Origin of the sequence: Rehaibacterium terrae, from assembly GCF_014202935.1 — a bacterium.
GTDB classification, from domain to species: domain Bacteria; phylum Pseudomonadota; class Gammaproteobacteria; order Xanthomonadales; family Xanthomonadaceae; genus Rehaibacterium; species Rehaibacterium terrae.
Genome location: NZ_JACHHX010000001.1, coordinates 116,777 through 129,762, shown reverse-complemented (window position 1 = coordinate 129,762; position 12,986 = coordinate 116,777). Strand labels below are relative to the sequence as shown.

General features: G+C 70.7%; 8 protein-coding genes. 4 read left to right on the top strand and 4 right to left on the bottom strand.

The annotated features are described in order from the left end of the window. Positions 1–78 precede the first annotated feature (78 nt). The 3 genes from HNQ58_RS00510 to HNQ58_RS00500 form a co-directional block, all read right to left on the bottom strand. Positions 79–2,085: a BCCT family transporter gene (locus HNQ58_RS00510; RefSeq protein ID WP_183946825.1), complete on the bottom strand. Its 2,007-nt coding sequence runs from the start codon at positions 2,083–2,085 to the stop codon at positions 79–81. Between the two features lie 112 nt (positions 2,086–2,197). After that, positions 2,198–3,286, bottom strand: a complete 1,089-nt coding sequence (locus tag HNQ58_RS00505) for a hypothetical protein (protein WP_246416765.1) — start codon at positions 3,284–3,286, stop codon at positions 2,198–2,200. 249 nt (positions 3,287–3,535) lie between these two features. After that, the gene (locus HNQ58_RS00500) at positions 3,536–4,792 is read right to left on the bottom strand and encodes an MFS transporter (protein ID WP_221301092.1); all 1,257 of its coding nucleotides are present in this window, start codon (positions 4,790–4,792) and stop codon (positions 3,536–3,538) included. Between the two features lie 269 nt (positions 4,793–5,061). On the opposite strand from HNQ58_RS00500, the gene HNQ58_RS00495 reads away from it, so the two are divergent. Next, positions 5,062–5,850 (top strand): DUF2189 domain-containing protein, encoded by a 789-nt coding sequence (locus tag HNQ58_RS00495; protein WP_183946823.1) that lies wholly within the window; start codon positions 5,062–5,064, stop codon positions 5,848–5,850. A gap of 51 nt (positions 5,851–5,901) precedes the next feature. Here the strand turns inward: HNQ58_RS00495 and HNQ58_RS00490 are convergent, their stop codons facing one another. Next, on the bottom strand, positions 5,902–6,600 hold the full coding sequence (locus tag HNQ58_RS00490; RefSeq protein WP_183946822.1) for a cupin domain-containing protein: 699 nt from the start codon (positions 6,598–6,600) through the stop codon (positions 5,902–5,904). 224 nt (positions 6,601–6,824) lie between these two features. Here HNQ58_RS00490 and parC point away from each other — a divergent pair, with 224 nt between their 5' ends. The 3 genes from parC to HNQ58_RS00475 all read left to right on the top strand — a co-directional run bounded on the left by parC (position 6,825) and on the right by HNQ58_RS00475 (position 12,305). Beyond that, positions 6,825–9,074: a DNA topoisomerase IV subunit A gene (parC, locus tag HNQ58_RS00485; RefSeq protein WP_183946821.1), complete on the top strand. Its 2,250-nt coding sequence runs from the start codon at positions 6,825–6,827 to the stop codon at positions 9,072–9,074. A 2-nt stretch (positions 9,075–9,076) separates the two neighbouring features. Beyond that, positions 9,077–9,739: a thiopurine S-methyltransferase gene (locus HNQ58_RS00480; RefSeq protein WP_183946820.1), complete on the top strand. Its 663-nt coding sequence runs from the start codon at positions 9,077–9,079 to the stop codon at positions 9,737–9,739. Positions 9,740–9,947: 208 nt separating this feature from the next. Beyond that, on the top strand, positions 9,948–12,305 hold the full coding sequence (locus tag HNQ58_RS00475; RefSeq protein ID WP_183946819.1) for a penicillin acylase family protein: 2,358 nt from the start codon (positions 9,948–9,950) through the stop codon (positions 12,303–12,305). Positions 12,306–12,986 lie beyond the last annotated feature (681 nt).

The window sequence follows — 12,986 nt, the reverse complement described above, 5'->3', positions numbered from 1 at the left end:
CCGCTGCCGCGGGATGGCATCGCCACGGAATCATTCTACGCCCGCCGGCCGGTCGCGCCACGGCGCCGGCGACGCGCTTCAGCCGCCGTACGGCGGGGACGCGGCCGCGCGCCGCTGGCCGACCGCCTGCAGGAAGTGCAGGTGACGCTGGTACTGGTCCAACACGTCGTTGATCACATCCTCGCGCTGCCAGCCCATGATGTCGTAGTCCTGCCCGCCCTCGCGCAGGTGCACCTCGGCGCGCCAGTACTTGAGCTTCTCGGCGCGGTCGGCGCGGGTGTCGCGCAGCACGAACGCCGGCGGATCGTAGGCGCGCGGGCGCACCGAGTAGAAGAAATCGTCGCCATCGCCCGGGCCCACCTCGATCCAGACCCTGCCGTCCTCGCCGTCGCCGACGCGCGCCTGCAGCTCCTGCCGGGCGAACTCCGCGGCGACCGACTCCAGCGCCGGCCGCACAGTGCCTTCCAGGTAGGCCGCCACCTCGTCGCGGCGCGGCTGATGGACGATGGCGCGCAGCCGCTGCCGCCAGCCCAGTGCCGCGTGCGGGCCGCGCGGCTCCACCCTCGCCTCGCGCAGGCTCATCCGCTTGACCGCCTCGATGCGCAGCGCCCGCAGCAGACCCCAGCACATCAGCACCATGATGACGGCGAAGGGCAGCGCGCTGGCGATGGTTGCGGTCTGCAGCGCGCCCAGGCCGCCGGCCAGCAGCAGCGCCGCTGCCACCACGCCCTCCAGCACCGCCCAGAAGATCCGCTGCCAGGTCGGCGCCGACTCGTCGCCGCCGGAAGTAAGCATGTCCACGACCAGCGAGCCGGAGTCCGAGGAGGTGACGAAGAAGGTCACCACCAGCAGCGTGGCGACCAGCGAGGCCAGCGTGGACAGCGGCAGATGCTCGAAGAACCGGAACAACGCCACCGAGGTGTCGGCGGCCACCGCCTCGGCGAGCTCCGCAATGCCCTGCATCATCACCATGTGGATGGCGGTGTCGCCGAAGAAGGTCATCCAGACGAAGGTGAAACCCACCGGCACCAGCAGCACGCCGATGACGAACTCACGGATGGTGCGGCCGCGCGAGACGCGGGCGATGAACATGCCCACGAACGGCGACCAGGCGATCCACCAGCCCCAGTAGAACAGCGTCCAGCCGCCGATCCAGCCGGTCGGTTCGTAGGCGTAGAGGTTGAAGGTCATCTCGAACAGACGCGACAGGTACATGCCGGTGTTCTGCACCAGCGTCTGCAGCAGGAACACCGTCGGTCCGGCCGCCAGCACGAACAGCAGCAGGGACACGGCCAGGATCATGTTCAGCTCGGAGATGCGGCGGATACCGGCATCCAGCCCGAGCGCGACCGACAGCGTGGCCACCGCGGTGATCGCGGCAATGAGCATGATCTGCACGCCGATCCCGGTCGGCACACCGAACAGGTAGTTCAGCCCCGAATTGACCTGGATGACGCCGAAGCCGAGCGACGTGGCGACACCGAAGATGGTGCCGAGCACCGCGAACACGTCCACCGCGTGGCCCACGGGGCCGTGGATGCGCTCGCCGATCAGCGGATAGAAGGCCGAGCGGACGGTCAGCGGCAGGCCGTGGCGGAAGGCGAAGTAGGCCAGCGACAGCGCGACCACGGCGTAGATCGCCCAGGCATGGATCCCCCAGTGGAAGAAGGTGATGCGCATCGCCTGCCGCGCCGCCTCCGCCGTCGCCGCCTCGCCGACCGGCGGACTGGTGTAGTGCATGATCGGCTCGGCCACGCCGAAGAACATCAGACCGATGCCCATGCCGGCCGAGAACAGCATCGCGAACCACGAGGCGTAGCTGTAGTCGGGCTCGCTGTGGTCGGGGCCGAGCTTGATCCGGCCGAAGCCGGACACCGCCAGCAGCACCACGAACACCAGGAAGCCGGCCACCGCCAGCACGTAGAACCAGCCGGCGGTCTCCACCACCCAGCCCTGCACCGCGCCGAACAGCGCTTCGGCGGCCTGCGGCGCGACGATCGCGAAGGTGACGAAAACCAGCGTCAGCACGCCCGAGGCGATGAACACCGGGGGATTGATCCGGATCCAGTCGCGCTTGCCGTTCATGCCGTTCCTCCGTGTCGATGATGGCCCGGGCGCCGCGGCCGCTCAACGCCATGGTCGGAACCAACGAACCTTGGGACGACTCGCTTCACGGCGCTTGTCGGGAGACGATCACTCAGAAGTAGAAGCCGATGTTGACGTTCAGACGCGAGCGCCAGCGGTCGCCGCCCGGCTCGTCGATGCCCACGCCCGGTCCGCCGACGAACCACATGTTGCGGCCGGCGATCCAGTCGACGTAGGCGAACATCGGACCCTTGGCGAAGCTGCAACCGGTCACGCTCTGCCAGGAATCGCGCAGACCGGTGCCGCTTGCCTGCGTCGTGCTCAGATTGTTGTAGCAGGTGATGCCGTCGAACCAGCCGGTACGGGCAAAGTCCCAGGCGAGGTTGGCGGTCAGCACGTCGCCCCTGGCGGCGATCTCGAACGGAAACATGAAAGCCGACAGCGCGATCCGCGGCTCCGGCACCCAGTACTCGTAGTGCGCCCATTGCAGCTGCAGGGTCAACGGACCGCGCGCGAACTGCCCGTGCAGGGCCATGCCCCGATGATCGTGACGGCGTCCGCTCGGGCGGTGCTCGACCCGACCGGCGAAGGCCGAGGCGCCGAGTTCCATCGTCCACTCGCCGCCGCGGTCGATGTCACGGGCGTAGCGCAGGTTGATCCTCTCGCGCTCGCGGTACGGCAGCGCCGCGGTGGTGGCGACATCGAAGGAGTAGCGGCCGAAGCGCGCACCGGTGCCGTACTCGTCGCCGAAGAACAGCCCGGCATGCCAGCGTCGCTCGCCACGCGCGTCGCGCCAGACCACGCCGAGGTCGTAATCGTCCTCGATGCCGAGGTAGTAGCCGCTGCCGAACCAGAAACTGTGCGAGGCGTAGGGCAACAGGCCGAACGGCACCTTCACCACCCCGGCGCGCAGGTCGCGGTCCTCGTCGACGCGCCAGCCGGCCCAGGCGTGGTGCACGGCGTCGAAGCCGTCGTACCAGCGGTATTGCAGCGAAAAGAACAGCGGCCCGGCATGGCCACCGGCATCGACCCGCAACAGTTCCAGGTCGAGTTCGTTGTTGCCGGCCGAACCGCCGTAGTCGCGCCAGACGTAGTTGAAGCGGACGGCGCCGCCGAGCTCCAGGCCGGCATCGCGCGCGGCCGCCGGCGACGTCGCCACCCCGAGCGCCAGCAGCGCGGCGAACACCCTCTGTCCGTACATCGTTCCTCTCCCAGCGAACCCGTTCAGACACGGCCGGACCCTACGCCATGCGCCGGCCGCAGGCAAACACCCCGAGCCTGCGAATGCATGAAGCCGCGCCACGTGCATTCTCCCGGTGATGAGCCGGATGCCCTCCGACCGACCCGGGACAGGCGCGCCCGGACCCGCGCCGACGGATCGAGCGGCCACGGGATCGACCCGCGACCGGCCACCCGTGGCCGGGCCGCACGCTTGAAAATCCATTGGCGCTCAGCGCTCGTCCATCTGCCGCCCGTCCGGCCCCGGCGCCAGCCGCGGGTCCAGCTCCACCGCCACCGGCGAGGTGCGCGTGACCGGCACGAAATCCACCTGCTCGGCTTCGGGCACGGCGGCGCCGACACGGATCCGGTGGGCGAGGAAGCCGGCCAGCAGCAGCAACAGCACGACCATCGACAGCGGAAAGCCGTCGTCGCCGAGCCGCTGCATCGCGGCGCCCGCCAGCAGCGGGCCGAGGGTGGCGCCAATGCCGTTCACCAGCAGCAGGCCCTGCGTCGCCTGCAGCGCCTCGACGCGCTGCAGGCGGTCGTGGGTCTGCGCCACCGACAAGCCGTACAGCGAGAACGACAGCCCGCCGTAAACCGCGCCTGCCAGCAGCAGCGCGCGCGGCGCGGCATCGCCCAGCGACAGCATCGCCAGCGCGGCCAGCGCCGCCAGCAGCGCCACGACCAGCAGCACGCGGCGGCGGTCGCGGTGGTCGGACAGCCTGCCGATCGGCCATTGCAGCAGCGCACCACCCAGGATGGTGGCCGCGATGAAGGCCGCCACCCCGCCATCGTCCAGTCCGCGACCGGCGGCATAGACCGCCGCCAGGCCCCAGAACGCGCCGGTGACCATGCCGGAAAAGCCAGCCCCGAGCACACCGGTCGGCACCGCCCGGTACAGCCGGCCGAGCGACAGATGCGGCGTCTGGACCGGCGTGGGCGCCACCGCGCGGGTCATCGCGATCGGGATCAGCCCGAGCGAGAACAGCACCGCCACCAGCGCGAACGAGGCCAGCTCGCCCGGCCCATACACCAGCACCAGGCCCTGCCCCGCGGCCAGCGCCAGCAGGCTGGCCATCATGTAGACCGCGAAGACCTGCCCACGCCCCTCCTCCACCTGCGCGCCGAGCCAGCTCTCCACCACCATGTACAGCCCGACCAGCGCGATGCCGTTGACCAGCCGCAGCAGCCACCAGGCGACCGGATCCACGGCCAGGCCGTAGAGCAGGCTGACCGCGGCCGAGAGCGAGGCCATCGCGGCGAAGGCGCGGATGTGGCCGACCCGCCGGATCAGCGGCGGGCAGACGAACGCGCCCGCCACGTAGCCGAGGAAGAAGGCCGACATCACCACGCCGACGGCAAAGTCGGAAAAACCCTCCAGATGCGCGCGCAGGCCGAGCAACGTGCCGACCATCCCGGAGCCGGCCAGCAGGATCGCCATCCCCGTGAGCAGGGCCGAGACCGATGCCAGTGCGGATGCCTTCACGGCGGCTCCCGGGGCGCGTGAACCGCCGCCCACCATAGCGCGGTGGGGCCGCAGCGGCGAACCGGCCGCGCACCGCGCGGTCGAACCGTGGTGTCCGTCGGCCGCCACGGCGCGACGACCGCAGGGTGCCGCGCAGCCGCGGCGGGAGTATCGTGGAGCCACGGCCCCGGCCCGTCCGCCGGTCGCGCTCCGCGGGACGGGCCGAGGCCGGCCGGCGCATCGGGCAGGCGCGCCGGTCGGAGACAACGCAGCGCCACCGGGAGACGACGATGATCAGCATCAGCAGCACGCAAGAGGCGACCCGTCAGCCGTTCGAAGTGCGCACCGTCCCGGCCTTGCGGCCGCTGGACTGGGTCGCACGCGGGTGGGAGGACTTCAAGCAGCACCGCGGACCGAGCCTGATCTACGGCCTGCTGGTCACCGGCATGGGCTGGCTGATCTTCGCCCTCACCAGCCACCCCTATTTCATCGCCGCAGCAGTGTCCGGCTTCCTGCTGATCGGCCCGATCCTGGCCACCGGCCTGTGCGAACTGTCCCGTCGCCGCGACCGCGGCGAGCCGGCGAGCTTCGACGCCTCGCTCGAAGGGCTCACCCGCAACCGCAGCGCCATGCTCGATTTCGCCGGCGCGCTGATCGGCATTGGCCTGATCTGGTACATCCTGTCCGGCTTCATCCTGCGCCTGGCGCTCGGCAACGTCGCCCCCGAGATCGGCATGACGCTGTGGGACAATGCGCTGGCCAAGCTCACGCTCGGCCAGGTCGTCGCCTACTTCGCCGTCGGCGGCGCACTCGCCAGCCTGGTGCTGGCGCTGGCGCTGGTGTCGGTGCCGCTGATCCTCGACCGCCACGCCACCGCCGACGCCGCCATGCGCACCAGCGTGCGCGCGACCATCGCCAACCTGCCCGCAGTGCTGGTCTGGGGCGCACTGCTGGTCGGGCTGATCGCGCTCGGCTTCGCCACCTTGCTGGTCGGCATGCTGGTGATCTACCCGCTGCTCGGCCACGCCACCTGGCACGCCTACCGCGATCTGGTGGCCCCCGAGGGTGCGGAGCGCTGAGCCGCTCCCGTGCCGCCGCGGCGCCGCACGGGCGTCGCGGCGGCGCCCGGCTCAAGGCGCCTGCGCGCGGGCCGACTTCACTTCCACCGCCACCACGTGCGCGCGGCCGGCGAGCAGCGCCCAGGCGTGCTCGGCGTCCTCCAGCCACAGCACCTGCCCCGGATGCAGGTCGAACACCGGCCGGCTGCCGTCGGGCAGGGTCATCCGCAGCCGCGCCGCGTCCAGCGACACCAGCAGGAACGGCGGATGCCGATGCATCGGGCTGCTGCCGCCCGGCGTCGCCAGCACGTCGAAGACGCGCACGTGGTCGTTGTCGAACAACACGTGGTGGTTGACCGGATCGACCGCCACCGGCTCGTGCGGCGGCAACGGCGCGTCTGCCGTGGGCGCACCCTTGAGCTCGACCGCAATCACGTGCATGTCGCCAGCGAGCAGCTCCCAGGCATGCTCCAGCGGATCCAGCCAGAGCACCTGTCCGGGATGCAGGTCGAGGATGGAGCTCGCGCCATCGGGCGCCTTCATGCGCAGCCGCGCCGTGCCCAGGCTGACCGCCACCATCGGCGGATGCGAGTGCATCGCCGCCGACGCGCCAGGCGCCGCCATCACCTGCAGCACGCGCACGTGCCCGTTCTCCAGCACCACCTGATGGGTCACCGGGTCCACGCTCACCGCGTCGCCCGATGCCGCCATCGACGGTGCGGCAGTGGCTGCCAGCAGCAGGACGAAGCCGAGGCCAAGGATGCGTTTCATCGTCTCTTCCTCTTCTCGTCGTTACGAGGCTGCAAGGACGGCAGCGGCGGCGGCCGTCGGTCATCGCGGCGCGGTGGACGCAACGCCGATGTGCAGGCCGGGTCGTTCCCACCCGAGCCAACGCGGCCGCCCGCTGGCGCCGGCCACACGCGGCCCGGCCGCGCGGAGCGGCGCGGCGGAAGGGGTAGAATCCCCCTTTTCCCCCGCCGTACCCCGCTTCGTCCATGACCGACCTGGCCAGACCCGCCTTCCACGGCTTCGAGCAGATCCCGCTGCGCGAGTACGCCGAGCGCGCCTACCTCGACTACTCGATGTACGTGGTACTCGACCGCGCCCTGCCCTTTCTCGGCGACGGCCTCAAGCCAGTGCAGCGCCGCATCATCTATTCGATGAGCGAGCTGGGTCTGAATGCCTCGGCCAAGCCGAAGAAGTCCGCCCGCACCGTCGGCGACGTGATCGGCAAATACCATCCGCACGGCGACAGCGCCTGCTACGAGGCGCTGGTGCTGATGGCGCAGCCATTCTCCTACCGTTATCCGCTGATCGAGGGCCAGGGCAACTTCGGCTCCAGCGACGACCCCAAGTCGTTCGCGGCGATGCGCTACACCGAAGCCAGACTGACCCCGATCGCCGAAGTACTGCTGGGCGAGCTGGGCCAGGGCACGGTCGACTGGACGCCCAACTTCGACGGCACGCTGCAGGAGCCGAGCTGGCTGCCGGCGCGGCTGCCACACCTGCTGCTCAACGGCACCACCGGCATCGCGGTGGGCATGGCCACCGACATCCCGCCGCACAACCTCAACGAGATCGTCAGCGCCTGCGTGCGCCTGCTCGACCAGCCCGACGCCAGCGTGCGCGAGCTGTGCGAGCACGTGCGCGGCCCGGACTTCCCGACCGAGGCCGAGATCATCACCCCGCGCGCCGACCTGATCGCCCTGTACGAGACCGGCAACGGCAGCGTGCGCGCCCGCGCCACCTGGGTGCGCGAGGGCAACAATCTCGTGGTCACCGCGCTGCCCTACCAGGTGTCGCCCAGCAAGGTCCTCGAACAGATCGCCCAGCAAATGCGCGCCAAGAAACTGCCGTGGCTGGAGGACCTGCGCGACGAGTCCGACCACGCCAACCCGGTGCGGCTGGTGCTGGTGCCGCGCTCCAGCCGGGTCGACTACGACGGGCTGATGAGCCATCTGTTCGCCACCACCGACCTGGAGAAGAGCTTCCGGGTCAACTTCAACATCATCGGCCTGGACGGCCGCCCGCAAGTGAAGAACCTGCGCGACTTCCTGCGCGAATGGCTGCAGTTCCGCAGCGACACCGTCACCCGCCGCCTCAGGCACCGGCTGGAGAAGGTCGAGCGCCGCCTGCACCTGCTCGAAGGTCTGCTCATCGCCTTCCTCAACCTCGACGAGGTGATCCGCATCATCCGCAGCGAGGACGAGCCCAAGCCGGTGCTGATGCAGCGCTTCGGCCTGAGCGAGGACCAGGCCGAGTACATCCTCGAAACCAAGCTCAAGCAGCTCGCCCGGCTGGAGGAAATGAAGATCCGCGGCGAGCAGGACGAGCTGTCCAAGGAGCGCGACAAGCTCATCGCCACCCTCGACTCCAAGGCCAAGCTGAAGAAACTGATCAAGGACGAGCTGCTGGCCGACGCCAAGCGGTTTGGCGATCCGCGACGCTCGCCGCTGGTCGAGCGTCGCGCCGCGCAGGCGCTCTCCGAAACCGAGCTGGTCGCCAGCGAGCCGCTCACCGTCGTGCTGTCCGAAAAGGGCTGGGTGCGCGCCGCCAAGGGGCATGACGTCGATGCCGCCGCCCTCAGTTACCGCGAGGGCGACCGCCTGCTGCACGCCGTGCGCGGGCGCACCACCTGGCAAGCCGCCTTTCTCGACTCCACCGGCCGCGCCTATTCGACCGCCGCGCACACCCTGCCCTCGGCACGCGGCAACGGCGAGCCGCTGACCGGTCGCTTCACCCCGCCGGCCGGCAGCCGCTTCGTCGGCGCCGCCACCGGCGAGAACGATCAGCGCTTCCTGCTGGCGACATCCTATGGCTACGGCTTCGTCACCCGCTTCGAGAACTTCGTCGGCCGCCAGAAGGCCGGCAAGGCGCTGCTCAACGCCGACAAGGACGCCGAGGTGCTGGCACCGGTACCGGTCAACGATCCGAAGACCGACCTCGTCGTCGCCATCACCTCGGCCGGCCACCTGCTCGCCTTCCCGATCGCCGAGCTGCCCGAGCTGGACAAGGGCAAGGGCAACAAGCTGATCCAGATCCCACCGGCCAAGCTCAAATCGGGCGAGGAGAAGGTCACCGCCGTCGCCAGCGTGCGCGAGGGCGGCGAGCTCACCCTGTACTGCGGCCAGCGCAAGCTCACCCTGAGCTGGCGCGACCTGCAGGCCTACGCTGGCGCCCGCGCCCAGCGTGGCCACCTGCTGCCGCGCGGCTTCCAGCGCGTGGACGGCGTCGAGGCGGGCTGAGCATGGACGCCGCCTATTGGCTGCAGCGCTGGGCCGAAGGCCGCACCGGCTGGCACCAGCCCGAGCCCAACCGCCTGCTCGAACGCCACTGGGCGAGCCTGAAGGCGCCGCCCGGCAGCCGCGTGTTCGTGCCGCTGTGCGGCAAGAGCCTGGACATGGTCTGGCTGGCTGCACAAGGTCACGAGGTGCTCGGCGTGGAACTATCACGCGCGGCGGTGGAGGCATTCTTCGCCGAACAGGGGCTGGCGCCCGAGGTGGTCGAGGATGGCCGCTTCCGCCGCTACCGCGCCCAGGGCATCGAGCTGCTGGTCGGCGACGCCTTCGCGCTCACCGCCGATGACCTCGCCGACTGTCGCGCCGCCTACGATCGCGCCGCCCTGATCGCCCTGCCACCGGCCCTGCGCGAGCGCTACGTGCGCGAGCTGTACGCCCGCCTGCCCGCCGGCTGCATGACTCTACTGATCACCCTCGAATACCCGCCCGGCGAGAAGGAAGGCCCGCCCTTCAGCGTCGACGAGGCGGAAGTCCACCGCCTGTTCGAACCGGGCTGGCAGATCACCCTGGAGCAGCGCGTGGACATCCTCGACCGCGAGCCTTCGTTCCGAGAAGAAGGCGTCACCCGCCTGCACACCGCGGCCTACCGGTTGCGCAAGCGGTTGGGATAGGGCGGAAACCGGAAACCGGAAACCGGAAACCGGAAACCGGAAACCGGAAACCGGAAACCGGAAACCGGAAAAGCCTCACATGCCCGTCATCCCCGCGAAAGCGGGGATCCAGCGTCTTGCGCGCAGGCTGACAGGAGCGCGGAGTGGTCACGGACGCCGGGGCCCGTCCCGGCTACCATCGTCCCTTTCGCACGCCAGGAGTCGAACGATGCGTACATGGCTCAAGCGCAGCCTGCTGTCCCTGCTCGCCGTCGCCGTCGTCATCGCCGCCGTCGGCACCTTCGTGCTGCGCGGCAGCCTCGCGCCGCTCGACGGCGAGCTGGCCCTGCCTGGGCTGTCCGCCCCGGTCAGCGTCGAGCGCGACGCCGACGGCGTGGCGACCATCACCGCGCGCAACGAAGCCGACGCCCTGCGCGCGCTCGGCTATGTGCATGCGCAGGAGCGCTATTTCGAGATGGACCTGCTGCGCCGCGCCGCCGCCGGGGAACTGGCCGCGCTGCTCGGCCCGCTGGCGCTCGAACGCGACCGTACCGCCCGTCTGCACCGGCTGCGTCAGCGCCTGCTCGACGACCTCGACGCCGTCAACGGCGACATGGCGCCAGCCATCGAGGCCTATGCGGAGGGTGTCAACGCCGGCCTCGCCGCGCTGCGCGTGCGCCCCTGGCCCTACCTGCTGCTGCGCGCCAGGCCCGAACCCTGGCGCGTCGAAGACAGCGGCCTGGTCGCCTACGCGATGTTCTTCGACCTGCAGGACGAGCTGAACACCCGCGAGCTGGCGCTGTGGCGGTTGCGCCAGCATCTGCCGGCACCGCTGTACGCCCTGCTCACCGCCGAGGGCACCGAATGGGATGCGCCGCTGATGGGCGCGCCGCGCGGCAACCTCGCCCTGCCCGGCGCCGACGAGATCGACCTGCGCACCCTGCCCGCGCCCGATGAAAACGGGCCGGTCCGCTACTCCGAACCGGCCGCACCAGGCAGCAACAACTGGGCGGTGGCCGGCGCGCTCACCACCGACGGCCGCGCCATCGTCGCCAACGACATGCACCTGGGCCATCGCGCCCCCAACATCTGGTTCCGTGTGCGGCTGGTCTATCCCGACCCGCACGCGCCGGCCGGTCGCGTCGACGCCGCCGGCGTCAGCCTGCCGGGCGTGCCCGGCATCGTGGTCGGCAGCAACGGCCATGTCGCCTGGGGCTTCACCAACAGCTACGGCGATTGGCTCGACTGGGTGCGGGTGACGCCGGCCGGCGATGGTCGCTACCGCACGCCGGAGGGCGACGAAGCGATTCGCGTGCACCACGAAACCATCGCCGTGAAGGGCCGCAACGCCGTCGCGCTGGAAGTGCGCGAAACCCGCTGGGGCCCGATCCTGCACGTCGACAGCGATGGCCACGCCCTGGCGCTGGCCTGGACTGCGCACCGCCCCGGTGCGCTGAACCTGCGCCTGCTGGAAATGGTCCGCGCCGGCGATCTCGACCAGGCCGTCGCCATCACCGACCGGATCGGCATCCCGGCGCAGAACCTGGTCGTCGCCGACCGCCACGGCCGCATCGGCTGGAAGCTGGCCGGCCGCATTCCCCAGCGGCTCGGCGACTGTGACCCGCAGCAGCCGCTCGACCCGCTGGCCGGCTGCGACTGGGGCGACTGGCTACCGCGGACCCCGCAACTGATCGATCCGGCGCATGGCCGCCTGTGGACCGCCAACGCCCGCGTCGCCGACGGCGAGACGCTGCGCCTGATCGGCGATGCCGGCTACGCCCACGGCGCGCGGCAGAAACAGATCCGCGACGCCCTGTTCGCCCGTGAGCGCTTCGACGAGGACGCCCTGCTGGCGATCCAGCTCGACGACCGCGCGCTGTTCCTCGAACGCTGGCACCGCCTGTTGCACGAACGCGCCGCGGCCCAGGACGATGCCGCGCTCACGCGTCTGGCCGAGGCCGCGCGCGACTGGGAGGGCCGTGCCGCGCCCGAAGCGGTGAGCTACCGGCTGGTGCGCACCTGGCGGCTGGCCGTGCTCGACCGCATCGCCAAGGGCCTGAGCGCCCCGGCGCGCGTCGCACTCGGCGACGACTTCGTGATGCCCGATCTGCCACAGCTCGAAGGCGTCGCCTGGGAACTGGTCACCCAACGCCCGGCACACCTGCTGCCCAGACGCTTCGAAACCTGGGAGGCCCTGTTCGCCGAGGCCGCCGCGCAGACCATTGCCGACCTGGAAAAACTCGGCCCGCTCGAACAGCGCCGCTGGGGCGAGCGCAACACCGCCCGCATCTGCCACCCGCTGGCCGGCGCGATCCCCGGCTTCATCCGCCCGCACCTGTGCATGCCCGGCGACGAACTGCCCGGCGACGGCAACATGCCGCGCGTGCAGGCACCAGCCTTCGGCGCCTCGCAGCGCATGGTGGTTTCGCCCGGCCACGAAGCCGACGGTTACCTGCACATGCCCGGCGGCCAGAGCGGCCACCCGCTGTCGCCGTTCTGGGGCGCCGGCCACGCCGCCTGGGTGCAGGGCGAGGCCACGCCCTTCCTGCCCGGCGAAGCCAGGCACCGGCTCACGCTCACCCCATAACGCCGCGTGGCGGCTCCGTATAGGAGCGGCTTCAGCCGCGACCGGATGCCCGGGAACAACAACAGTCTTTGGCCACGGATCTACGCGGATAGACGCGGATAAGATTTTGAATCGGCTCAACCCGCACTTATCCGCGTAGATCCGTGGCTGAATTTTCGCTGTTGCGTCCCGGTCGCGGCTGAAGCCGCTCCTGCACGTGTGGGCTGGTTTCGTCGCGATCGTGCCGGCGCTGCGCGCCGGGTGTTCAGCCCGCCTGTGGGGTCCTCGCGAACTGGCCGGCCCTTCGGGCCGGGGGTTCCGTCCGCCTGCCGGCGGCCGGGTCACTTTCTCTTGCTTGCCCAAGAGAAAGTGACCAAAGAGAAGGGCACCCCAGAGCTCCGCGCCCTTTGGGCTTCCTGCCCAAAGGGTTCGCGAGCGCCGCCGGGGTTTTTCGACGCGGCATCCTGCCGCGGCGAAAAACGGCGTGCATCCGTGCACGCCGCCCTGACGGGCCTGATCCGGCGGCACTCGCCGCTGCGCATGGGGCCCCACCAAGAGCGCGGGCTTCCTGCCCGCAACAGCAACAGCGTCGCTCCGATCGCTCCCGATTCGCGCTTGCTCTTGGGCGGGCAGGAGCCCGCCCGCTTTTCCCGGGGCCCCTGAGCGGCGGCGGGCGCGCGGAGGAACAGCCCGAAGGGTCGC

Bases quoted from the DNA above. Each gene is read 5' to 3' on its own strand.
- HNQ58_RS00475 (WP_183946819.1), top strand. From the start codon at position 9,948: ATGCGTACATGGCTCAAGCGCAGCCTGCTGTCCCTGCTCGCCGTCGCC.
- HNQ58_RS00495 (WP_183946823.1), top strand. From the start codon at position 5,062: ATGATCAGCATCAGCAGCACGCAAGAGGCGACCCGTCAGCCGTTCGAA.
- HNQ58_RS00505 (WP_246416765.1), bottom strand. From the start codon at position 3,286: ATGTACGGACAGAGGGTGTTCGCCGCGCTGCTGGCGCTCGGGGTGGCG.
- HNQ58_RS00480 (WP_183946820.1), top strand. From the start codon at position 9,077: ATGGACGCCGCCTATTGGCTGCAGCGCTGGGCCGAAGGCCGCACCGGC.
- HNQ58_RS00490 (WP_183946822.1), bottom strand. From the start codon at position 6,600: ATGAAACGCATCCTTGGCCTCGGCTTCGTCCTGCTGCTGGCAGCCACT.
- HNQ58_RS00510 (WP_183946825.1), bottom strand. From the start codon at position 2,085: ATGAACGGCAAGCGCGACTGGATCCGGATCAATCCCCCGGTGTTCATC.
- parC (WP_183946821.1), top strand. From the start codon at position 6,825: ATGACCGACCTGGCCAGACCCGCCTTCCACGGCTTCGAGCAGATCCCG.